The organism is Magnetospira sp. QH-2 (genome assembly GCF_000968135.1).
GTDB lineage: Bacteria > Pseudomonadota > Alphaproteobacteria > Rhodospirillales > Magnetospiraceae > Magnetospira.
The window spans coordinates 3217105-3239903 of sequence record NZ_FO538765.1; the positions used below are offsets into that span (position 1 = coordinate 3217105).

General features: G+C 60.4%; 24 protein-coding genes. 15 read left to right on the forward strand and 9 right to left on the reverse strand.

Features of this window, described 5'->3' with window-relative positions; genetic code table 11:
- Positions 1-73 precede the first annotated feature (73 nt).
- The gene (locus MGMAQ_RS15155) at positions 74-1552 is read left to right on the forward strand and encodes a THUMP domain-containing protein (RefSeq protein ID WP_046022211.1); all 1479 of its coding nucleotides are present in this window, start codon (positions 74-76) and stop codon (positions 1550-1552) included.
- Positions 1545-2498 carry a DUF523 and DUF1722 domain-containing protein gene (locus MGMAQ_RS15160; protein WP_046022212.1) on the forward strand — a complete coding sequence of 318 codons (954 nt, stop codon included), beginning with the start codon at positions 1545-1547 and terminating at the stop codon, positions 2496-2498. Before MGMAQ_RS15155 ends, MGMAQ_RS15160 begins: the two co-directional genes overlap by 8 nt.
- A 29-nt stretch (positions 2499-2527) precedes the next feature.
- Here MGMAQ_RS15160 and MGMAQ_RS15165 read toward each other — a convergent pair whose 3' ends face one another.
- The gene (locus MGMAQ_RS15165) at positions 2528-4078 is read right to left on the reverse strand and encodes a tetratricopeptide repeat protein (RefSeq protein ID WP_046022213.1); all 1551 of its coding nucleotides are present in this window, start codon (positions 4076-4078) and stop codon (positions 2528-2530) included.
- 96 nt (positions 4079-4174) lie between these two features.
- On the opposite strand from MGMAQ_RS15165, the gene MGMAQ_RS15170 reads away from it, so the two are divergent.
- On the forward strand, positions 4175-4651 hold the full coding sequence (locus MGMAQ_RS15170; RefSeq protein WP_046022214.1) for a DUF123 domain-containing protein: 477 nt from the start codon (positions 4175-4177) through the stop codon (positions 4649-4651).
- On the opposite strand, the gene MGMAQ_RS15175 is transcribed toward MGMAQ_RS15170, so the two are convergent.
- Positions 4620-5987, reverse strand: a complete 1368-nt coding sequence (locus MGMAQ_RS15175; protein ID WP_046022215.1) for a tetratricopeptide repeat protein — start codon at positions 5985-5987, stop codon at positions 4620-4622. The two genes, MGMAQ_RS15170 and MGMAQ_RS15175, sit on opposite strands and share 32 nt — an antisense overlap.
- 51 nt (positions 5988-6038) lie before the next feature.
- Here MGMAQ_RS15175 and MGMAQ_RS15180 point away from each other — a divergent pair, with 51 nt between their 5' ends.
- The 3 genes from MGMAQ_RS15180 to feoB are packed head-to-tail and all read left to right on the forward strand — an operon-like array spanning position 6039 to position 10245.
- Positions 6039-6911 carry a radical SAM protein gene (locus MGMAQ_RS15180; protein ID WP_252508640.1) on the forward strand — a complete coding sequence of 291 codons (873 nt, stop codon included), beginning with the start codon at positions 6039-6041 and terminating at the stop codon, positions 6909-6911.
- Positions 6912-6931: 20 nt separating this feature from the next.
- Positions 6932-8068, forward strand: a complete 1137-nt coding sequence (locus MGMAQ_RS15185) for an NAD(P)/FAD-dependent oxidoreductase (RefSeq protein WP_046022217.1) — start codon at positions 6932-6934, stop codon at positions 8066-8068.
- A complete protein-coding gene (gene feoB, locus MGMAQ_RS15190; RefSeq protein ID WP_252508641.1) occupies positions 8065-10245 on the forward strand; it encodes a ferrous iron transport protein B in 2181 nt (726 codons plus the stop codon). Before MGMAQ_RS15185 ends, feoB begins: the two co-directional genes overlap by 4 nt.
- A gap of 118 nt (positions 10246-10363) precedes the next feature.
- On the opposite strand, the gene arsC is transcribed toward feoB, so the two are convergent.
- From arsC to MGMAQ_RS19810, 3 genes are all read right to left on the reverse strand, one after another.
- A complete protein-coding gene (gene arsC / locus MGMAQ_RS15195; RefSeq protein ID WP_046022218.1) occupies positions 10364-10699 on the reverse strand; it encodes an arsenate reductase (glutaredoxin) in 336 nt (111 codons plus the stop codon).
- Entirely contained in the window at positions 10696-11850 is a 1155-nt protein-coding gene (locus tag MGMAQ_RS15200; protein WP_052716591.1) for a mechanosensitive ion channel family protein, read from the reverse strand. Before MGMAQ_RS15200 ends, arsC begins: the two co-directional genes overlap by 4 nt.
- Positions 11851-11963: 113 nt before the next feature.
- On the reverse strand, positions 11964-12449 hold the full coding sequence (locus MGMAQ_RS19810) for a pentapeptide repeat-containing protein (protein WP_052716436.1): 486 nt from the start codon (positions 12447-12449) through the stop codon (positions 11964-11966).
- 101 nt (positions 12450-12550) lie between these two features.
- On the opposite strand from MGMAQ_RS19810, the gene MGMAQ_RS15210 reads away from it, so the two are divergent.
- Entirely contained in the window at positions 12551-12892 is a 342-nt protein-coding gene (locus MGMAQ_RS15210) for a hypothetical protein (RefSeq protein ID WP_046022220.1), read from the forward strand.
- A 51-nt stretch (positions 12893-12943) separates the two neighbouring features.
- Here MGMAQ_RS15210 and MGMAQ_RS15215 read toward each other — a convergent pair whose 3' ends face one another.
- The 3 genes from MGMAQ_RS15215 to MGMAQ_RS15225 all read right to left on the reverse strand — a co-directional run bounded on the left by MGMAQ_RS15215 (position 12944) and on the right by MGMAQ_RS15225 (position 15854).
- On the reverse strand, positions 12944-14785 hold the full coding sequence (locus MGMAQ_RS15215) for a phosphoenolpyruvate carboxykinase (GTP) (RefSeq protein ID WP_046022221.1): 1842 nt from the start codon (positions 14783-14785) through the stop codon (positions 12944-12946).
- 166 nt (positions 14786-14951) lie between these two features.
- Positions 14952-15419 (reverse strand): HugZ family protein, encoded by a 468-nt coding sequence (locus tag MGMAQ_RS15220; RefSeq protein WP_052716437.1) that lies wholly within the window; start codon positions 15417-15419, stop codon positions 14952-14954.
- A gap of 15 nt (positions 15420-15434) precedes the next feature.
- Positions 15435-15854, reverse strand: coding sequence for a hypothetical protein (locus MGMAQ_RS15225; protein WP_052716438.1), 420 nt, complete (start codon positions 15852-15854; stop codon positions 15435-15437).
- Positions 15855-15917: 63 nt separating this feature from the next.
- On the opposite strand from MGMAQ_RS15225, the gene MGMAQ_RS15230 reads away from it, so the two are divergent.
- From MGMAQ_RS15230 to MGMAQ_RS15245, 4 genes are all read left to right on the forward strand, one after another.
- Positions 15918-16625 carry a hypothetical protein gene (locus MGMAQ_RS15230; RefSeq protein ID WP_046022222.1) on the forward strand — a complete coding sequence of 236 codons (708 nt, stop codon included), beginning with the start codon at positions 15918-15920 and terminating at the stop codon, positions 16623-16625.
- Between the two features lie 422 nt (positions 16626-17047).
- Positions 17048-17353 (forward strand): DUF4242 domain-containing protein, encoded by a 306-nt coding sequence (locus MGMAQ_RS15235; RefSeq protein WP_046022223.1) that lies wholly within the window; start codon positions 17048-17050, stop codon positions 17351-17353.
- 41 nt (positions 17354-17394) lie between these two features.
- Positions 17395-17925 (forward strand): DUF4142 domain-containing protein, encoded by a 531-nt coding sequence (locus MGMAQ_RS15240; RefSeq protein WP_046022224.1) that lies wholly within the window; start codon positions 17395-17397, stop codon positions 17923-17925.
- 106 nt (positions 17926-18031) lie between these two features.
- Positions 18032-18682: a Crp/Fnr family transcriptional regulator gene (locus MGMAQ_RS15245; RefSeq protein ID WP_052716439.1), complete on the forward strand. Its 651-nt coding sequence runs from the start codon at positions 18032-18034 to the stop codon at positions 18680-18682.
- Positions 18683-18685: 3 nt separating this feature from the next.
- Here MGMAQ_RS15245 and MGMAQ_RS15250 read toward each other — a convergent pair whose 3' ends face one another.
- Complete coding sequence (locus MGMAQ_RS15250; protein WP_046022225.1) at positions 18686-19321, reverse strand: molecular chaperone DnaJ; 636 nt, start codon at positions 19319-19321, stop codon at positions 18686-18688.
- Between the two features lie 132 nt (positions 19322-19453).
- Here MGMAQ_RS15250 and MGMAQ_RS15255 point away from each other — a divergent pair, with 132 nt between their 5' ends.
- The 4 genes from MGMAQ_RS15255 (at position 19454) to sdhA (ending at position 22799) form a co-directional block, all read left to right on the forward strand.
- Positions 19454-19966 (forward strand): murein L,D-transpeptidase family protein, encoded by a 513-nt coding sequence (locus MGMAQ_RS15255; protein WP_052716440.1) that lies wholly within the window; start codon positions 19454-19456, stop codon positions 19964-19966.
- Between the two features lie 254 nt (positions 19967-20220).
- Positions 20221-20604 carry a succinate dehydrogenase, cytochrome b556 subunit gene (gene sdhC, locus MGMAQ_RS15260; RefSeq protein ID WP_046022226.1) on the forward strand — a complete coding sequence of 128 codons (384 nt, stop codon included), beginning with the start codon at positions 20221-20223 and terminating at the stop codon, positions 20602-20604.
- Between the two features lie 15 nt (positions 20605-20619).
- Positions 20620-21003 (forward strand): succinate dehydrogenase, hydrophobic membrane anchor protein, encoded by a 384-nt coding sequence (sdhD, locus tag MGMAQ_RS15265; RefSeq protein WP_046022227.1) that lies wholly within the window; start codon positions 20620-20622, stop codon positions 21001-21003.
- Positions 21004-21011: 8 nt separating this feature from the next.
- The gene (gene sdhA, locus MGMAQ_RS15270) at positions 21012-22799 is read left to right on the forward strand and encodes a succinate dehydrogenase flavoprotein subunit (RefSeq protein ID WP_046022228.1); all 1788 of its coding nucleotides are present in this window, start codon (positions 21012-21014) and stop codon (positions 22797-22799) included.

A 22799-nucleotide genomic window follows, 5' to 3' on the forward strand; every position in this document is an offset into this window, starting at 1 on the left:
AAGTCAACCCCAAATTGCAGGCCGAATTTATGTGACCATTGCACCGGGTCGCGGGCTTTGATAAAGCCGGTCCATGGAAAATCAACCTCAAGACCTGCCCCATCTGTTTATTGTCCGACCGGCACCGGAGATCCTCCTCAAGGCCTCGGGCACTCGGCGACGCTTCGAACAGGCTTTGCGCACCAATCTAAAGGCCATGCTTAAGAGTTGCGGCATCGCCCAGGACATGGATGTGGACGAAGGCCGCATCCTGCTGCGCACCGACAAACGCGAAGAAACGATCGATGCCTGCCAAAGGGTCTTCGGCGTGGCCTCGCTGGCGCCCGTGGATCGGGTCGTCACCGGCGACATGGAGACCTTTTGTCAAACCGCCAAGGACCTGTACGCCGACGAGATCAGCGGTCGGACCTATGCGGTGCGGGCCAAATGTATCGGGCGTCGGCTATTCCGGTCACCGGATCTCGAGCGGCAAATTGGCGCGGCGCTGAACCCCTTTGGAACCGTCAATCTGGACAATCCAGATATCACCGTGCGCCTGGACATCCGTGGCGACAAGGCCATGTTTCACGCCCGCCGCATCGAGGGCCAATGCGGCTTTCCCATCGGTATTCAGGGAAAGGTGGCGACGCTTGTCTCCGGTGGCTTCGATTCCGTGGCCGCTGCCTGGTACATGATGCGGCGCGGCGCGGCGGTGGAGTTCGTGTTCTGTAATCTGGCCGGGGGGGCCTACGAACGCAGCGTGGTGGAAATCATCAAGACCCTGACCGACCGCTGGGGCGCGGGCATGGAAGCCCGGCTGCATGTGGTGGACCTTCAAGACGTGGTAGCCGACCTGCGCGCCCATACCGATCCGGAATTCTGGCAGGTGGTGCTCAAAAGGCAGATGTACCGTGTCGGCTGCCAAATGGCCCGCCGCACCCATTGCGATGCCATCGTCACCGGCGAGGCCCTGGGGCAGGTTTCATCCCAGACCCTGAGCAACCTGAACTCCATTGACCCGGTGGCCGACCTGCCGGTACTGCGCCCGCTGATCGGCTTTGAGAAGCGGGATATCGTTCAGCTCACCCGCGTGATCGGCACCGCCAAGCTGTCTGAGAAGGTGCCGGAGTACTGCGCCTTGAATCGCAAGCGCCCGGCGGTCAAAAGCCATATCGGACGGCTGGACCGGGAAGAAGAGAAGATGGACAGCGCGCTTCTTGATCATGCGTTACAGAATGTGAGAACCCTCTATCTGGCGCGACTCACGACGGCGGATCTGTCGCGGGACTATGTGCTGGTGGACAAGATCCCCGAGGGGGCGCAGTTGATCGATCTGCAAGACGAAGGTGACCACGAACAATGGCATGCGCCCGGCGCCCGCTGGTACAACGCCGGATCGCTGCTCGGTGAAATGAACCGTTTCGACCAGGACACGGTCATGGTGCTCTATTGCGGCCAAGCCACCCAATCGGCAGTCTTGGCGGAACACCTGCAACAGGCGGGCTATCAGGCCTATTCCTTCAGGGGCGGCACCAAGAGCCTGCGCCGGTTGCTGGAAACACCGGATGGATGACACGGGGATTATCATTGGAGTTTCCACCTGCCTGATGGGCGAGTCCGTGCGCCATGATGGCGGCCACAAAAAGAACCCCTTCGTTCTTGACCAATTAGGTCAATATGTGAGCTATCGGGCGGTCTGTCCGGAAATGGCCATTGGCCTGGGCATCCCCCGGGAGCCGATCCGGCTGGTGGCCGACGGCGACGAAACCCGTCTGTTGGGGACTCGCAGTGCCACGGATCACACGCAAAACATGATCGATTTCGCCACGGCAACCGCTGCCGACCTGGCCGCCCAACCTTTGGATGGGTACATCTTCAAAAGCAAGTCCCCGTCTTGCGGCCTGTTCCGGGTCAAGCGCTATGGGGCCAAGGGCGTCCCCGACGCCAATGGGCGGGGCCTGTTCGCCGAGGCGGTGACCCGCACCTTGCCCGATATGCCGGTGGAAGAAGAAGGACGTCTCAACGACCCGCTATTACGCGAGACTTTCATCGAATGCCTGTTCGCCCATCATCGCCTCAGGCGATTTTTATCCAGCCCTTGGACCATTGGCGATCTGGTGACCTTCCACAGCCGCGAGAAACTGCTGCTGATGGCCCATGACCCAGCGACATACAAAAGCCTGGGGCAATTGGTGGCCAAAGCCAAGGCACGGGACCGGTCGGATCTGGCCCGCGATTACAAAGCTCGATTCATGGCCGGGATGGCAAGAAAAGCCACACCGGGCCGCCATGCCAATGCCTTGCGCCACATGGCTGGCTATGTAAAAAAACAGATCGACGCCGGAGATCGGGCGGAGCTGTCGGATCTGATCGAGGATTACCGCAACGGGTTGGTCCCGCTGATCGTGCCGATCACCCTGATTGGCCATTTCGTCCGCCGCTTCGAGATTGAATATCTGGCGGGACAGACCTATTTGGAACCCCACCCCAAGGAACTGATGCTGCGCAATCACGCCTGACTCCGATCAAACACGACTTGATCTGGACCCTACGGCGTTTCCTCGTCGCCGGCATCGTCATCGGCCGCCGGGTCTACCGGTTCCTGCGGCGGCAGGTAGCTGCGTCCGCGTGGCGATGTGGTCTTCAGAGTTTCCTCGACCTTCTCCAGATTGCGCGCCGCCACGAGAGCTGATTTCTCCGATCCTTGCTCCCGGTAATAGTCGACCACTTCGGCAAAGGCCTCCTGTGCCTCCTCCAAGATTTCGCGCTCGCCCGTCGAGCGGCCGAGCAGAAACAGCGCAGAGGCCATGTTGTGGCGGGTAGAGGCCCAAGCGCCGGGATGCCCCTCCCGAGTCCGTTCCTCCAGCGCCGAGCGGCAGGCCTGAACGGCTTTTTCCAATAGCTCGATATTGCGGAGATCCTCGCCTAACACCTGGGCAGCCAAAGCCAGGCTGTTGTGCACTTCGGCCCAGCGCTGCGGCACAGTGGCGCGCGTATAGACCCGCAAGGACGCCTGATAGGCGGTAATGGCCTTTTTCAGCAGATCGGCATCACTGCTTTCCCGGTCCAACCGGTGCAGGGTCTGCGCCAGTCGGTATTGCAGCGCCGCCCATTCGGAAGGAAAACTGTCGGGTTTATAGATGGTCAAGGCCGCTTCCATGGCCTCGGCGGCTTTTTCCAAGGTCTCGGCGGTGTCGGCGGCTTGTCCCCGTTCGGCACGAATGAGCAATAGATTGCCCATGCTGCGCTGAACCATGGCCCAGTCCAAAGGCGACGTTTCCGGCGCCAATCCTTGCAACGCGGCGGCCAAGGCCTCTTCGGCTCGCGCCAACCATTCGACCAGGCCGCCTTGCCAGCCCACCATGGTCGCCAGATGGCCGAAGGCCGCCTGAAGCAAGGCCCTTTGGCGAGGATCCAGTTCCATGGGGGGCGGCTGCCCGGAAGACTGTACCGCATTCAAGGTGGGCTCCAAGGCATTGCGGGCCGCGAGGCTGGCCGGGGTCGGTCGCACCGATCCGGCGGCCAGGGCCAAGGCCCGAAGCAGCAGACTCAGCACATCCCCGGGCGATACGGGAATCACCAGATGGCCACTACTACCCGGGTTGCCGGGACGGTCGTTGTCATCGGGCACGGCGGGCAATAAATACAGGTCCAGCAACGATCCACCGTTGATCGCGGCGCCCCAGACCAGCAGGTCGCCGCCTTCCTGGGCCAACAGATTCCGAGCGGCGAGAGCCGCCGTGGAAACCGCTTTGATGGGATCATCGGTCAGCGGCACTTCCAATGGTGTCTTGAGAGGCACCACCGATAGTGCCGGTCCCGTGCGTAGAATCTCGGTCAGCATAAAGGACAGCGCCCCTTGTGGGTCGTTGCCCAGCGGCGCGATACAGACCTTTAGTGTGGGCCCCTTGGGTTTCTTTGGCGTGGGTCCAAACAGCTTCATCAGCCAGGCAGAAAACCCGGTGGGTTCGCCGCGTGGCGGCGCCGAAGGGGCGGCTTCTGCCTCATCGGGTGCCAGAGCGGTTTCCGGCTCACCGACGGGAACGATCTCGCGGCGGCGGCGCCTGGATGCGCGGCGGCGGGGGCGTTCCTGACTCACCTGGGAGACTCCTGGATCATTGAATACGTAAGAAGGTTATAGTCACGGGAAGTTTAACGCATTATTGCGGTGGCACAAATTGAGATAAAAAGCGCCATGAAGACGACCATCGAAAAAACCTCTGATCTACCCAATCTACCCGGTGCTTATGCCCTGGTCATGGACCTGCTGGCACCTCTGGCCCTGCCCAACGGCGAACGGTTGGCCCCGGGACTCTATGTCTATGCGGGAAGTGCTCGGGGACCCGGGGGAATCCGCGCCCGATGCGGTCGACACGTAAAATCCGCCAAATCCGTGCGCTGGCATATCGACCGGCTGACCAATGCGGCCGGTGTGCGGGCGGTGGCGGCCTTTCCCGATGGCACCGAATGCGCTATCGCCGATCATCTGATTGCCGATCACGGCGCGGAAACACCGGTGCCCGGATTCGGCAGCAGCGATTGCCGCCACTGCCTATCCCATCTGTTGAAACTGCCCGCTGCATTCGACGTGACCGGCGCTGCGGATCTCATCGCAACGGCCTGTGGCGGCAGCGAATCGGTTATCTGGCGCTGTCCGCCAACGCCTGGTTGACCCGCTCAAAGACTCCATCCCAGTCCCCGGGAGTGGGTTGGCGGAATAACCGCAGGCTGGGATACCAAGGACTATCCTCTCGTTCGCGCATCCACCGCCAATCTGGTGCATAGGGCACCAATACCCAGGCGGGACAATTCATCGCCCCGGCCAGATGGGCCACGGAGGTATCGACGGTAATCAGCAGATCCAACTGTGCAATGGCCGACGCCGTATGGGTAAAGTCTTCCAGCTTCGGTCCCAGGTTGGTGATCAGAGCCCCTGCTCCGGTGCGGGCCAGTTCCTGTTCCCGACCGCCCTTTTGCAGGCTGACCAGAGTCACGTCCGCATGCCCGGCCAGATCGATGAACTTGTCGAACGGCGCGCTTCGGCGACGGTCGTTGCGATGGGTCGGGCTGCCGCCCCAAACGATACCCACCCGACGTGATCCCGTCAGCACCGGCGGCAGAATCACCGCCGGATTTGATGGCGCTTTTACATAGGGCACCGTGGCGGGGATATCGGCCATGGTGGTGCCGAAGATCCGCGGCAGAGACAACAACGGCGCATGCCAATCAAACGGCCCCGGATCCGTTCCCTTGGGCACCAATCGATCAATGCCGCCAACGGAGGAAAACAGCCCGATCAGGGCCTCGTGGCACGAAACCACCACGGTCGCCCCCAGAGCCTTGACCATGGGCGCATAACGGATGAACTGGATGGTGTCACCGAAACCTTGTTCTTGGTGCAGAAAGATGGTCTTGCCCGCCGGGTCCTGTCCGTCCCAGAGCTGTTCGTCGGGCAGGCCATGGCGCGGCGTATCGGGAAGCTTCCAGCGCGCTTCATAGGCCTCGAAGCCTCTTTCCAACTCTCCGGTCAGCAAAATGGCCAGGGCGCGGTCCCAATGACATTTGCCGTTCTGCGGCTCCAGTTCCAAGGCCTTGTCGAAACAGACAATGGCTTCGTCCAGATTACCCAGATCCTGCAACACCAGCCCCATGTTGTACCAGGTACCGCCACTGGACGGATCCAGACGCACCGCCTTGCGATGGGCGGACAGGGCTTCGGGTTGCCGGTCCAGATCGCGCAGGGCATTGCCTAAATTCGAATGGAACGAGGCCCGCTCGGGCAATAGGGCGACAGCCCTTTGCTGACAAGCCGCTGCCGCCGCGTACTTGCCCAAAGACCGCAGTGCGGCGCCCATGTTTCCCAAGGCATCCACGGCGCCAGGCCGACGCTGAAGCACTTGATGATAGAGCCGGATAGCGTCTTCCAGCTTGTCGGCCTTGTGGGCCTGCAAAGCCGCTTGAAACAGGCGGTCGGCCTCAACGGATACGGAATCGGTTTGGTTGCTCATGGCGGCAGTTTAAGATGGTGGCTCCCGGCGTCAAACGGAATGCGCATTGCCATGTATGACATGCCTCTCTACCGCCCGCCTAGCGAGGGCAACAACCTGATTGTTCAGGCGACCTTGGGCTGTTCATTCAACGGCTGTACCTTTTGCTCCATGTACAAGAGCAAGAACTATCAAGCCCGCCCGCTGGCCGAGACACTGGCCCGGATTGACCGCCTGGCGGCTGATTGGCCAACGGCGCACCGGGTGTTCGTCGCCGATGGGGATGCGCTGGTACTGCCCATGGACCATTGGTTCGCCTTGCTGGATCACCTCAAAGCCCGCCTGCCCCGTCTGAGCCGGATTTCCTGCTATGCCACGCCGATCAACCTGTTGCGCAAATCGGTGGATGAATTGGCGCAACTGAAAGAGCGCGGCCTGAGTCTGTTATACGTGGGCATCGAATCAGGCTCGCCGGACATTCTCAAGCGCATCCGCAAGGGCACCACCCCCAAGGCCATGGTCCAGGGTCTGACCCGGGCCCGGGAGGCCGGATTGAAGGTCTCGGCCACGGTGGTGCTGGGTCTCGGCGGTAAAGACCGCTGGCAGGATCATATTGATGGCACGGTGGCGGTGGTCAACCAGGCACCGCTGACCTTTCTCTCCACCTTACAGCTTTATCTGGAGCCCGAAGCGGAAGCGGATTTCCTGTTAAAGTACGGCGCCCCCTTTGCCTTTCAGGATGACGAGGGCATTCTGGCCGAGCAGGAACGCTTCGTCGCCCAAATCGATCCGCCCAAGCCGGTGATCTTTCGCTCCAACCATGCCTCCAACGCCCTGGCGCTGGCCGGGAACCTGCCCCGCGACCGGGAACGGCTGACAGGCGAGATCCGCGCCGCTCGGGAAGGCTTGCGGGATCTGCGTCCGGCCTTTATGAGAGGGCTGTAGCCAAGGAGGATCTCAGACAAATGACTCGGATCAGCATCATCGGCGCCGGTTTCGGTGGCTTGACCGCCGCGCGGCAAATGCGCCGCCAAGCCCCGGACGCGACCATCACCTTGATCGCGCCGAAAAAAGAATTTGTTTACGCCCCCAGCCTGATCTGGGTCCCGACCAAGGTGCGCCGCGGTGAAGATCTCATCATCCCGCTGGATCACTTCTTGAAGGAAAACCGCATCGACTTCCATCAAGGCGCCGTGACCGGCCTGGAAGACGGCGGACGAACGGTGGTCGCGAGTAGCGAAAAAGTCGCCAACGACGGCCTGATCATCGCCTCGGGTGGACGTTTCATCCGCAAGCTGCCCGGCATCGAGCATGCCATCGTGCCCTGCTCTGGCGTCGCCGAGGCACAGCAGATCCACGACCGGCTGCATGAGATGATGGCCTCGGGCGGCGGGACCATCGCCATGGGATTTGGCGGCAACCCGAAGGAGCCCAGCGGCGTGCGCGGCGGGCCCATGTTCGAGTTCCTGTTCGGCATCGACACCTACCTGCGCAAACAGAAATGCCGCGAGAAGTTCGAGCTGGTGTTTTTCTCCCCCGCCCCCAAGCCCGGCATTCGCATGGGCGAAAAAGCGGTGGACAGGCTGCTCAAGGAAATGGCCAAGCGCGGCGTGAAGACCCATCTGGGCCACAAGATGAAAGGCTTTGAAGCCGACAAGATAAAAACCGAAGGCGGCGAAGTCGCCGCCGACATGATCCTGTTCATGCCCGGCCTCACCGGTCCTGCCTGGCTTGCCGATACGGATCTGCCCCTGTCCGAGGGCGGCATGGTCCGCGCGGATATGCACTGCCGGGTGGAAGGCTGGGAGAAGACTTACGTGGTCGGCGACACGGGCTCCTTCAAAGGCCCGGACTGGATGCCCAAGCAGGCCCATATGGCCGACCTGCAGGCCAAGGCGGCGGTCCCCAATCTTCTAACCGAACTGGCGGGCGGCACACCCAGCGAAACTTTCCGGGTGGAACTGATCTGTATCGTTGATAGCATTGACAAGGGTACGATGGTCTACCGCGATGCGAAGCGAAATCTAATGCTGCCCATGGCGGCGCTCGGCCATTGGTCCAAGCGCTGGTTCGAAAGTCATTACCTGAAGGAATTCCGTTGACCCCTCCCGAAGACCAAGGCCCCCTCGAAGCCGCGCCCGTGCCGGCGGAAACCAAAACCGTGACCGTCGCCCTGGTGGGCAACCCCAACTGCGGCAAGACCTCTTTGTACAATGCCATCACCGGCACCAAGGAGAACGTCGGCAATTACCCGCGCGTGACGGTCAAGATCAAGCATACCACCATCGAACACCGGGGCTGGGAGATCCGTCTGGTCGATCTGCCGGGGATCTATTCCCTGACATCGCAATCGCCGGAAGAGCGCATCGGCCGCGACTTCATCCAATATCAGCGTCCGGACATCGTTCTCAATGTGCTGGACGCGGGCAACCTGGCCCGCAACCTGTTTTTGACCACTCAGTTGATTGAGATGGGCCGCCCGCGCCTCTACGCGCTCAACATGGCCGACGAGGCACACCGCAAGGGTATCACGGTCGACCTGGAGGGCTTGGAGTCCATTCTCGGCGGCCATGCCATCGAGACCGTCGCCACCACCGGCGCCGGGGTCACCGAACTGCTCGATCATGTGATCGATGTTGCCACCAATCACCTGTACGACCAGCCCAAGGCCGTCCCCTACGACAACCATTTGGAAGAGGCCCTGGACCGGGTACAGGACCTGGTCAGAGACCTGCACCCGGGCGCCCTGGAAGCGGAACAAAGCCGCTGGCTGGCCATCAAGCTGCTGGAAGGCGACGACGAAATCCTGCGCCAGGAAGGCGAACACGGCCTGTTGATCGAGATGGTGCGCCGGGAACGCTTTGACTTGGCCCGGCACCATGGCGAGGACACCGAGATCATGTTTTCGTCGGCTCGCTATGGCTTCATCCACGGGCTGATCAGCGAAGTCTGCGACAGTCCCTTGGCCCATGAGCACGCCAATGACCTGACCCACCGGCTGGACCGGCTGCTGCTCAACCGCTGGCTGGGCATGCCGATCTTTTTTGGCCTCATGTGGTTGATGTTCGAGACCACTTTCACCCTCGGCAATTATCCAGCCGATTGGATCGATGGCGCGGTCTCCTGGATTTCCGATGGCATCAGCGCCCTGTTGCCCGCCGGGCTGGTGCATGACCTGATCATCGACGGGGTGGTCACCGGAATGGGGGCGGTGATTGTCTTCCTGCCCTATATCCTTATTTTGTTTTTCTTCATCGCCATGTTCAGCGAAACCGGTTATCTGGCGCGCTCCTCGTTCCTGGTCGATCGGGCCATGCATCTATTCGGACTGCACGGCAAGGCCTTCATTCCGCTGGTCATGGGCTTCGGCTGCAATGTGCCCGCCGTGATGGCCTCGCGGACCATCGAGAGTCCACAGGCGCGGCTGGTGGCGATTCTGATCAACCCTTTCATGTCCTGCTCCCAACGGCTGCCTGCCTTTATTTTGCTGTCGGGGGCCTTTTTCGCCGAGAATGCCGGACAGGTCATCTTCGCCATGTACCTGATCAGCATCGCGACGGCCATGGGCGCGGCTGTCTTCCTAACCCGCTTCGTGGTGCGTGGCGGCACCGAGACCTTTATCATGGAATTGCCGCCCTACCGGCTGCCGACCATCGGCGCCATTCTCTATCACATGTGGGACAAGGCCTGGGACTTCGTGCGCATGGTCGGCGGGGTAATCGTTGTCGGTTCGGTGGTGGTCTGGTTCCTGCAGGCCTTCCCGCAGGAGATGGACTACAGCCGCGACTACGACGGCGAGGCCACCCGCATCGAGGCCACCCAGCCCGAAGGCGCGGCCCGCGAAGACGCCATCGCCACCCTACGCGTCGAGCAGGAACGCGAACGAGTGGAAAACAGCTATCTGGGCCGCATGGGCCAGGCGGTCAGCCCGGTCTTCGCGCCGCTGGGTTTCAATTGGCAGGACACGGTTTCCATCATCACCGGCTTCTTCGCCAAGGAAATGGTGGTGGCCAGCTATGCCGTGCTCTATGGCCAAAACGATGGCAGCGAGACCGGCTCCGAGGGCCTGCGGGGTGCCTTGGCCGGGGCCATGACACCGATCACCGCCTTTGCCTTGATGGTATTCCTGTTGCTCTATAGCCCTTGCATGTCCACCTTCGCCGCCATCAAGCGCGAGGCCGGAGGCTGGAACTGGGCCCTGTTCTCCCTCGGCTTCTCGCTGGTGGTCGGCTGGCTGTTGGCCTTTGCGGTGGTGCAGGTGGGGGCGTTGCTGGGGTAATACAGCGGCCCGCCCCGCCCTTCGACAAGCTCAGGGTGAGGCTAACAATCTTGGCATCATAGAGACCCTCATGCTGAGCCTGTCGAAGCATCCGTCCCATCAAAACCAGTGCAGCCGACTATAGTATCTCCAGCACGCTCTCCGGCGGGCGGCCCATGGCGGCACGGTCGCCGTTGACCACGATGGGGCGCTCAATGGCGCGGGGGTGTTCGACCAGAGCGGCAATCAGGTCGTCGCCGTCCAAGCCGTCAATACCTTCTTCCTTGGCTTCTTTCTTGCGGATGATGTCGCGCGGGCCCTTGCCGAGCATGGCCAGAATGGATTTCAACTCCTCGGCGCTGGGTGGGGTATCCAGGTACAGAACGATCTCTGGCGTTATGCCCTTTTCCTCGATCAGACCGAGGGTGGTGCGCGATTTGGAACAGCGGGGATTGTGATAGATCTTGACGCTCATGGGGTATGGATCTCCGTGGGTGGCGTGAAATCCTCGGGATTCTCCGAGGGCAGGGTTTCCACATAAAGGGACTGGCTGGGAAAGGCAAATCCGGTTCCAGCGCCCTCGACGATCTCCTTGATGCGATAGGCCAAATCTTCCTTGACCCGCAGCCATTCACCCCATTTGGTGGTCTTGGTGAAGCAATAGAGCATGACATCGATGGAGGAATCGGAAAAACGGTCGATGCGTACGAAAGTGGAAACCCGGGGCGGCTTTTCGAAATCCTCGTTGCCCAATACATAGGCCTCGATCTCGTCGCGTACCCGGCGCAGTTGGGCCACGCTGGAACGGTACTCCAGGCCGATGCGCCAATAGATCCGGCGGTTGGTCATGGCCGAGAAATTGATCACGGCGGAATCGGAAAATTTCGTGTTGGGCACGGTCACCGGCGCTTTGTCGAAACGACGCACCAAGGTGGAGCGAAAACCGATGTTTTCCACCGTGCCCTCCACCACGCCGTCCACCTTGATCCAATCGCCGATCTGGAAGCGTTTTTCGGCGACAATCATCAGCCCGGCGATGAGGTTTTTGAACAGGTCTTGCGCACCCAGAGCCACGGCGACGCCGAACAGCCCGAACCCGGCAATGATTGGCGCCACCTGTATGCCCCAGATTTCCAGGATGGTGGCGACCCCGATGGCGACGACCACCACCTTGATGGCGCTGACGGTCCAATTGACCATGGCGGTGGTGAACAGGCGCTCCATCCGGTCGAGCAGGCCGCTCATGGGACTAACCAGCGAATGCAGGGCCCAGAATATGGTGAAGGCGATCAGCGAACGGACCAGATTGGTGCCGATTTCATCCAAGGTGCCCGGCAGATCCAGGTAATCCACGGCAAAGAAGGCTCCCAGCACCAAGGGCACAAAGCGGATAGGCTTTTCCAAGGCGGTGACGGCCAAATCATCCAAGGTAGTCCGGGTCCGGGATACGGCCCGCTGTATGGATCGAATAACCACTCGGGTAAACAGGCGCCGGACAATCAGGAATCCGAAGAAAATCCCCAGGGCCGTGACAATGCGGCCCAGATCCACTCCATAGACCCCATCCTGCCAGACATCCCGGGTCAGCACCCAAAACTCAGCGAGCTTTTCAGCGATGTTTTCCATGGCCGATGCCATAGCCCATTTTGACGGCAAAGTGAACCGGCGCGACTCTGTTGAGACCGATCACGTTTTTCGCGTTGGATCGAAGCCGGTCAGAAGCGACGTGTTTGCGGGCCCTACAACAGGGCGTCGAGATCCAACTGCACCGCAAAGGGTAAGACCGTATTGGCACTCAGCCGCGCGCCGACGAGGGCCTCGGCGGAAAGTCCGGTGGTAGCGCTGAGATCCGCCCCGCGCAGGTCGGTACCGAAAAACGACGTGCCGGTCAGATTGGCACGATAGAGACTGGCATTGGTCAGCACGGCGCGATTGAGATTGGCTCCGGCCAAGTTGGCATTGTCCAGTTCGACGCCCGTCAGATCAATGCCTTGCAGATTGTGCCCAGACAGATTGGCGCCGTAGAGGGTGCCGGGTGTCGGGGAATCGATAACCTGCTCGGCCAGGTCACTCAGCTTCACTGTGTCATTGACCGAACTGTCGCTGTAGGTCGCGCCGATTTTAGCCTGACCAATCACCGGCAGATTCTGCACGGGCGCCACCTTCAAGGAGGTGTTATCTAGGTAGTTTAGATACCCATACAATTGCGGAATAAGGCTGACCATTTCCCGGGTCCGGTTGTCATCGAGAAGCGCAAACCATCATACCATCGAACGGGAACCGAGGCGAATCAGCGCATTCTCGTTAAATGTGATATACTATCCGAATGAGTGAGATACCCATACCCCAGGCTGAAAAAGATGGTTATTACGGCCAGGCCGCGCTTGCCTTGGTGATCGCTTTGTTGCGCGAATTGCACCACGAAGGACTGATGGATGAGGCTCGGTTCAAGCGCCTTTTGTTTTCCACCGCCGGGATCATGCGCGCACTATTGCAGATCCGCCGCGACTTCAAACCCATCGAGGACGAAGACGCCGAGGACATCGATTTCGATGCATTGATTCAAGATATGCAGATGGGCGAGGATTGGCGCAAGGAACAACAGATCGAAGCCATCCTCAAACAGGTCGAAGAGCGATTCTTCAAGCTTGAGGATGCCGCCAAATGAAAACCGGCCTCCGCATGGGAGGCCGGTCCGCATTCATTGATACCCGAAGGATCAGCTTGGCAGGTTCCACTGGTCTGGACCGGCGGCAAGCCGTTCGCCAAAGGCCTGACGTTCGGTCTCCATCTCGGCGGGCAAGGCATCGCCAAAGGTATCGAAGTGGCCTCTGATCTCGGCCACTTCCGCCAGACCCTCGTCCTTGTTGATGGTCATCAGACCGTCGTAGGTTTCCTTGTCAAAGTCCAAGCCGCTCCAATTGATGGCCTGATACTTGGGCATCATGCCGAACGGGCTTTCAACCGCATCGGCCTTGCCGTTGACCCGATCAACGATCCATTGCAGGACACGCATGTTCTGCCCGAAGCCCGGCCAGATGAACTTGCCGTTGGCGTCCTTGCGGAACCAGTTGACACGGAAGATCTGCGGCAGCTTGAGATCGCTGCGCTCGCCCATCTTCACCCAGTGCCCCCAATACTTGGCCATGTTGTAACCGCAGAACGGCAGCATGGCGAACGGGTCGCGGCGGATGGCGGCCTGCCCGATGGCAGCGGCCGTGGCTTCAGAGCCCATGGTCGCAGCCATGAATACCCCATGGTTCCAATCCAAGGACTGATAAACCAGCGGGAAGGTCTTGGACAAACGGCCCCCGAAAATGAAGGCCGAGATGGGCACACCCGCCGGGTCTTCCCAAGACGGGTCGATGGACGGGCAGTTGGCCGACGGGGCGGTGAAGCGGGCATTGGGATGAGATGCCGGGGTTTCACTGGCCGGGGTCCAATCATTACCCTTCCAGTCGATAGCATGGGCCGGCGGATCACCGTCGATGCCTTCCCACCACACGTCGCCATCATCGGTCAGGGCAACGTTGGTAAAGATGCAGCCTTCCTTGATGCTGTCCATGGCGGTGGGGTTGGTGTCGTAGGAGGTTCCCGGCGCCACGCCGAAATAGCCGTATTCCGGATTGATGGCGCGCAAGGTGCCATCCGGGCCCGGCTTGATCCAGGCGATATCGTCACCGACGGTCCAGGCTTTCCAGCCCTCGAATCCTTCCGGCGGGATCAACATGGCCAGATTGGTCTTGCCACAGGCCGACGGGAAGGCCGCGCCCACATAGGTCTTTTCACCCTCGGGGCTTTCAAGACCCAAGATCAGCATATGTTCGGCCAGCCAACCTTCGTCGCGGGCCATGGCCGAGGCGATGCGCAGGGCGAAGCACTTCTTGCCCAACAGAGCGTTACCGCCGTAGCCGGAGCCGTAAGACCAGATTTCGCGGCTTTCGGGATAGTGCACGATGTACTTATTGGACGGATCGCCTTCGCAGGGCCAGGCCGAGTCTTCCTGACCGGGTTCCAAGGGCGCGCCGACCGAATGGACGCAAGGGATGAAAGTGCCGTCATCGCCCAGCACGTCCAGCACTTTCTTGCCCATGCGGGTCATGATGCGTTGATTGACCACCACATAGGCGCTGTCGGTCACCTGCACGCCAATATGGGCAATCGGCGACCCCAGCGGGCCCATGGAGAAGGGAATGACATACATGGTCCGTCCCTTCATGCAGCCATCGAATTTCTCGGCGAGAAGCGGGCGCATTTCGGACGGGGCCATCCAGTTGTTGGTCGGACCGGCGTCATCTTTGTTTTCGGAACAGATGTAGGTGCGATCCTCTACCCGGGCCACGTCGGACGGGTGGGAACGCGCCAGATAGCTGTTGGGGCGCTTCTCCGGGTTCAGCTTGATGAAGATGCCGGCATCCACCAGTTCACCGCACAGGCGGTCGTTTTCTTCCTGCGTTCCATCGACCCAATGGACCTGATCGGGCTTGCACAGGGCAGCCATCTCCTTGACCCATGCCAGGAGCTTGGCGTTATTGGTAAGGTCCGTTCCGGAATTGCTCATGAGATCCCTCGATTGCTTGGATGTTGAACATGGTGCCGGTGACGCCTCCCAAGCGGCAATCGGCGTGGGAAAAAGGGGGGGGCCGATAAGGTTTATTTTTGAGGCCATCTCCCCCGAAATTCCCCATGACGATACTCCTTGCCGTGCGGCGGGGCAACCGCGGTTGTTAGCCAAATAGGCGATCCGCGCCGATCCATACCGCACTGCCGAAACCGCCGACGAAATGAAAGGTGACCGGGATCAGGCGGTAGCAATTGAAATCGCCAAAATCCGCATAAACGGCGGCGGTGGGATGGGTGGATAAAAACCGTTCCTTGGCCGCCGGATCATCGGCTTTCTCAATTCGTCCGCCAATACTGACCCGCGGGCCGGTCTGGGGGTTTTTCAGATGCTTGGCCTGTTCCACCAAAAGCGATACACGCGGGTCGCGGACCATATTGCGGGTGTGGTCGGCCAGATCCGACAGCAACAAAATGGGGCAGTAGTCATCGTCCATGGCAAATGTGGCCAGGGATGCATAGGGCGCGCCGGTGGTATCGAGGGTGGCCAGCGTGCCGACCGAACCATCGGCCAGCAATGCCTTGACCCCGCTGATATGGTCGTCGGTGATTTCGATGATCGGCGGTTCCTTCATGGCGATTCTTCCCCTCTACACAACGCGGTCTGCGGGCTCCCGACCGTCAAAAAAGGCGCGGAGATTGTCAATCAAGCTGCGCCCAGCGGCTTCGGACCAGGATGCATCGCCATCACGGCCTGGAATGTCCCTTGGAATATGGGTAACCACGATACCGCGCGCCTTGGCGGCAGACAGGTCCATATGGTCGGTGGCGACGGAAAAGGTGGCGATGACCCGCACCGTTTCATCCAGGTTTTCAATCACCTGGGCTGTGATCGGATCGGTGGGACTGACCACCATCCCAGCCGCATCGGCGGCGAAATCGGCGATCTCATCTTCTTCATAAGGGGCGTCGTCACCATTGAGGCGGGGCTCGAAATAGAGCTGCAAATCATCTTCGACGGCTTCGGGCAGGGTACGGGTCACCAACAGAATGGGCGGTTGATCGGTCATGAGACTCCCTCCAGACAGACCTGATCCTTTTATTGCGCCCGGAACGGCGGTACAAGTAAAGCCATGAATCGATCTTTCGCCTTCTCCCCTCTGCTCGTGGGGTTAGCCTTGCTGGTCAGCGCCTGCGGTCCGGATGCGCCGGTCGATTCGTTTGGCTCGGACCTGGACGCCAATTGTCGCCCGCATGATCCCATCGACAAGCTCGGGGCCGCCATCAATCCGAAAAAATTCTGGCTGGCCCGGGAATTCGAAATGCGCGCTTTCATCAAAGCGGGCGAGTCCAACATCGCCAATTCCAAGGTCTTGCTAACCGAGAACCGAACCCGCAAGAACGAGTACCGGACCATCGCCACGGCCGAGGCCAAGAAGGCCGGATACAGCGGAGCGGACTTAAAGAACTTTATCGCCAAATACATGAAAGAACACGAGCAGATGGCGATCAGTTCCAAGCGCGCCATCGAATCGGAGAAGCGCGAATTGGCCTGGGCCATGCGCTGTCTGAAGGTGGTTCAAGGTGAGGTGCGGAAGCTCAAAGTCACGCGCGAGGAACGGGAAGCCGCCAAGCCGGCCTCCATGCGCAAGATGAAACTGACCATCGACGACCTGCGCGAGTTCGGCAGCCTGACCATTGATCAAGCCAAGATGCTGGCCAAGGAAACCACCCTGAGCCGCAGCGACATGGCCAAGTTCCTTAGTCAGCAGCGCAATCCCCGCGTACCCCAGGATGTACGTGACGAGATTCTCGAAGCCTTTGATAAAGGCCGCCGCTAGCGCGTGTCGGGTCCAATCGGACCCGTTAGACACGCGCGACCCTATTGGAATCGATCACATTTTTCGTGTTTGATCGAATCCGATCAAACACGACGTGATCTAGCGCGTGTCGGGTCCAATCGGACCCGTTAGACACGCGCGACCCTATTGGAATCGATCACATTTTTCGTGTTTGATCGAATCCGATCAAACACGACGTGATCTAGCGCGTGTCGGGTCCAATCGGACCCGTTAGACACGCGCGACCTTATTGGAATCGATCACGTTTTTCATGTTTGATCGAATCCGATCAAACACGACGTGATCTAAAGCCACCACCAATCCACCAGTATTTTTTGCTTTGTAGCCCAGGTTACAGAACGGCGCCACCGCGTGCCCTAGGTTTCCGGTCATCCGATTAACCCTCGTGAAGGACCGAAACCATGCAAGCCATGAAATTCTTCGTCGACACCCACGACACTAAGAACGACACCTTCCCCGCCTGGATCACCCCCGAGCAGTTCGAAGATTTCTTCGCCCAATATACCGCCGTCTGTGCCGAAGAGAACGTGGTCATCCTCCGCGTCCACGTGGCCTATGAGGACGGCAAGGCTTTCTGCTTCACCATGGCCCCCGACGCCGACAGCGTCCGCCGCGCCCATGAACGGGTCTCGCTGCCTTTCGACGGCATCTCCGAAGTGCAGACCGCCACCCCGGGAGACACATTCTTCCGCAAGCGCGCCGCCTGACCCTGTCAAACCCAATCATTCCCACATAAGGAAACCGACCCATGAAAAATCTCATCAAGACCACCATTGCCGCCGCCGCTATGGCTTTCATGACCGCCATGCCCGGTTCGGCCGGGACTTTGGACGACGCCACCATCTTTGCCATTTTCGACCAGGCCAACATGGCTGACATCGCCACCGGCCGCCTGGGCTACAAGCATGGCAACACTGAAGAAGTCCGGGCCCTGGCCAAAATGGTGGTCACCGACCATACCGCCGTACAGCAAATGGGCCGCGATCTGGCCAAGGAGATGGGCATCCTCGGCACCCCGCCAGACGGTGATCAGTCCTGGGCCGACCAGGCCAAATCGCTGAAAATGCTGGCCAGCATGGCCGGGCCCGATTTCGATGCCGCCTATCTGCGTTATGAGGTCGGCTACCACACCGCGGTGATCAACGCCATCAACACGGTCTTGTTGCCCGCGATCAAGAACGAGAAATTCAAGGCTTTGGTGGTCAAGGTCCTACCCGGATTCGAACACCACCTGGCGGCCACCAAGGCGGCGGCGGACAAGCTCGGCGTGACCTATTAAGTCCCGGGTCAGCGGGAAGCGCCCCACTTCCCGTTGACGTCGGCTTCGGATTCAGGCTCTTTGACCCGGTCTTTGAATTCGGAGCCGACATGCGTTCGAGGGGCCTATGGACGACCAAGCCATGACCATCGCCGAAACACTCAGCAACACGGGACGGACCCTGTTTGCCGAGCGTCTGATACGCAAGCATTTCGCCAAGGGGGACGGCGTGATTGAGCGGGGGGATCCGGTCTCCGGCGCCTATTTCGTCCTGGATGGCGCCCTGCGCGTCTATACCCTCGGCCCCAGTGGCAAGGAAGCCACTTTATACCGCATCGAACCGGGCGAGACCTGCGTGTTGGCGCTCAACGCCCTGTTCAACGATGTGCTTTATCCGGCCTGGGTGGATGCCGAAGCGGATACGGTGATCGGGGTCCTGCCGGGCCCGGTGTACCGCACCCTGTTCAGCAGTGAAACGCCTATCCAGGATATCACCGTGCGCGCCCTGTCCTCGGCGGTGTTCGGGCTGATGTCGGAACTGGAGCAGCGCACGGCACAAACGGTGGAACAACGGCTGGCTGGCTATTTGTTGCTGCGCGCCAATGGTGACGGCAAGGTCCGCAACACCCAGCAGGAAATTGCCGCCCGCATCGGCACCAGCCGCGAAGTGGTCGGGCGGCTGATGGCCCAGTTCGCCGATCAGGGTCTGGTCAAAACGGGACGGGGCATGGTGACGTTGGTGGAACCGGCGGCCCTGAATGATCTTTCGGGATCTTGAGTTTTATCCCGTCATATAGCGTTTCAGATAATTCATGGCTTCATTGAGCTGCGCCATGCGGTCGTGGTTGCCAAAATCGCCGTCGGGATGATGAATGGTGGCCAGGATGCGAAACCGTGCGCGTAATTCGGTCTTGTCTGGACGCGCGGTGGGTGGAAAGCCCAGCACATGCAGCGCCTCGGCCCGGCCCTCCACGCCATTTGGCAACGGATCGAAGGCCAATGCCGCGACCATCGCCCGCAACCGCTCCAACTCTTCGGCCACCGCTTCGGAAGGGGCGGCGGACTGGCCAGTGGGTCGCAGATCCACGTCCAGCGCCCCCTTTTCGAGATCCAAAGCCACGGCCAGGGCCTTGCGCAGCATGGGTACAGGGTATCCCGGCGTCATGCGCACCTGAAGACGGGGCTTGCGGCGCCAGGGACGGCCTTTGGACGGGCCCGACTTAAGAGTCACCGTCTCGCGGTCACCCGCTGCCGGTTCCCCCGGATCGGGCTGACCATTGATCACCTCGGCGGGAAAGGCCAACAGGATGGAGCGCACCAGATCCGCCACGTTCACCCCCCGCCGCTCGGCCAGATCCAACGCCGCCTGACGAAAGAGCGACGAACAGGGAATGGTATAGGACTTCTTCAAAAGCACGGCTCCGACTCGGGGAATTGGGCGACAAGAGTAGTTGCAGCGCCGGGTGCGTCAACCGGTAGATATTGTTTGATCCCGATCCCGGGTGTTAGGCTGCGCGAACTCAGGAACCGGGAAGGGAAATCCGCCGTCATGAGCCTGCGCATTTTGTTGTTGAGTTTGCTTTTGTCGGGACTGTTTGGACCCGTTGGCATGGTCCCTGGCGCCCGGGCACAGCAAATGCTGGCAACCTTGGTGGAAATCCACAAATCCCAAAGGTTGATGGTGCTGAAATGGGGCGAAAACACCCTGGCTACCTATCGCATTTCGCTGGGCTCCAACCCCATCGGTCACAAGCGGGCGGCGGGAGACGGCCGCACCCCGGAAGGAAACTACAAAGTAACCGCCCACCTGGAGCACCCGGAATACAAGCTGGCCTTGCGTATCTCCTATCCATCCTCCGCTGATACAGCCGTAGCCCGCGCCCGTGCCGTCGATCCGGGCGGCGATATCTATATCCACGGCCAACCGGAAGCCATGATCTGGGACCAACGGGCCGACGTGTTGCAGGATTGGACCAACGGCAGTATTTCGGTGACCACTCGCGAGATGCGCAAGATCTGGGAACGGGTTCCCGATGGCACCCCCATCGCCATCCTGCCCTGATCCCTTTTCATGGGCCATGCGTCTGTGGCATTTCGTCCCGTCAAGATTGCCCATTGTTATCAATTATCTCGCCATTTTTCGCAGTGCTCAAACTGCAAGCCCTTCATAAATCACGCAAAAAAGAAGTTATTTTGCAGTCGCGAACATTGACAAGGGGTGGGCATCGGCGCTAAACCTTTGGGTGGAGTTTAACCTACCCGAACAGGTCCTGTTACTTTTTGGTGACTGCCTGTTTTCTTAAGGGGAGCCAGCCCATGAAAACGGGAGACCGCCCGCTTTCCCCACATCTGACGATCTACCGGCCACAGATCACCTCGATCCTGTCCATTGCCCATCGCGGCACCGGTTTCGTCCTTGCCGTGGGGACCTTGCTTTTTACCTATTGGATTGTTGCCGCCGCTTACGGTCCCGAGGCTTTCGAGACCGCTCAATGGTTGATGGGAACATGGTTCGTACAGTTGGTGCTGCTCGGCTTCACCTTCTGCCTGTTCTATCACCTTGGAAATGGCATTCGGCATTTGGCATGGGATGTGGGCTGTTGTCTTGACCTGCCCCGCCATGCGGCGACCGGTTGGCTGGTCGTCTTCTTTTCATTTGGTGCCACGGGTCTGACCTGGGCCCTGATCCTGTTTTCCTAGAAGGGGAGAGAAGCCATGAACGATTTCCGTACTCCCCTGGCCCGCGTCCGCGGTCATGGATCGGCCCACGAGGGATCGGGCCATTGGTGGGTCCAACGCTTGACCTCGGTGGCCTTGGTACCGCTGAGCCTATGGATGGTGGCTTCCATTGTCGCCCTGAAAGGGGCCGATCACGCCACCTTCCAAGTCTGGCTCAGCCATTTCGGCAATGCTCTCATGATGGTGCTGTTCATCATCATCTCCATCCATCACATGGTGCTGGGCATGCAGGTCATCATTGAGGACTATGTCAACAGCGAATCCTTCAAATTCGCCGCCATAATCCTCACTCATTTGGGCTCCTATTTGCTGGGTGTCGCCTGTGTTTTGGCGGTCATCGGCGTCGCCTTCGGAGGGTAAAGACTCCCATGTCCGCTTATGAAATCATCGACCATACCTATGACGTTTTGGTAGTCGGCGCCGGCGGCGCCGGTCTGCGCGCCACTCTCGGCATGACCACCGCCGGTCTGCGCACCGCCTGCGTCACCAAGGTCTTTCCCACCCGCAGCCACACGGTCGCCGCCCAGGGCGGCATCGGCGCCTCGCTCGGCAACATGGCCGAGGATACTTGGCAATGGCACATGTACGACACGGTGAAAGGGTCCGACTGGCTCGGCGACCAGGACGCCATCGAATACATGTGCCGCGAGGCCGTCCCGGCGGTGCTGGAATTGGAGCATTTCGGTGTCCCCTTCTCCCGCACCCCCGAGGGTAAGATCTATCAGCGCCCGTTCGGCGGCCATATGTCCAACTTCGGTGAGAAACCCGTGCAGCGTGCCTGTGCCGCCGCCGATCGCACCGGCCATGCCATTTTGCATACGCTCTATCAGCAATGTCTGAAGCATGACGCGGAATTCTTTGTTGAGTTCATCGCCCTTGACCTGATCATGGATGACGAAGGGGTCTGCCGGGGTATCCTGGCCTGGAATTTGGACGACGGCACCATCCATCGCTTCAACGCCCATCAGACGGTGCTGGCCACCGGCGGCTACGGTCGCGCCTGGTTCTCCTGTACATCGGCCCATACCTGTACCGGTGACGGCAACGCCATGGCGGCCCGTGCCGGACTGCCGCTGCAGGATCATGAGTTCGTACAATTCCACCCCACCGGTGTTTATGGCGCCGGGGTGCTGATCACCGAAGGTGCCCGTGGCGAAGGTGGTTATCTGACCAACTCCGCCGGGGAACGGTTCATGGAACGCTATGCGCCGACGGCCAAGGATCTGGCCTCGCGCGACGTGGTGAGCCGCGCCATGACCATGGAAATCCGCGAGGGCCGCGGCGTCGGTTCCGGTGGTGACCATATCATGCTGCACCTGGAACACCTGGGCGCCGACCTTCTGTGGGAGCGTCTGCCGGGCATCACCGAGACCGCCAAGATCTTTGCCGGTGTGGATGCCACCCGTGAGCCCATTCCGGTGTTGCCGACCGTGCACTACAACATGGGCGGCATTCCCACCAACCATCTGGGCGAGACCCTGATGCCCACGCAAGATGAACCCGACAAGACCCAGCCGGGCTTGATGGCCATCGGCGAATGCGCCTGTGCCTCGGTTCATGGCGCCAATCGCCTGGGCACCAATTCCTTGCTCGATATTGTGGTATTTGGTCGCGCGGCCGCCTTGCGGGCCCGCGATGTCATCGATCCCAACACGCCTCACGCCCCCATGCCCAAGGCCGCGACCGAGAAGATCCTCGATCGTTTTGACGGCCTGCGCCATGCCTCGGGCAGCACCCCGACAGCGGAAATCCGCGATGCCATGCAGCGCGGCATGCAACGGGATGCCGCCGTGTTCCGCGCCAGCGACAGCCTGACCGAGGGGAAAAAGAACATCGCCGAGATCTCCAAGGGCTTCTCCGACGTCAAGGTCAGCGACAGTTCACTGATTTGGAACTCGGATCTGGTGGAGACCCTGGAGCTGGAGAATCTTCTGGCCTGCGCCCAGGCCACGGTGGTTTCGGCCAACGCCCGCGAGGAAAGCCGGGGCGCCCATGCCCACGAGGATTTCCCCACCCGCAACGACGAGACCTGGATGAAGCATACCTTGGCCTGGCTCGACGAAAACCGCGAGGTCACGCTCACCTACCGCCCGGTCCATACCTGGACCCTGACGGACGAGGTTGACTACATCGAGCCCAAGGAACGGGTGTACTAG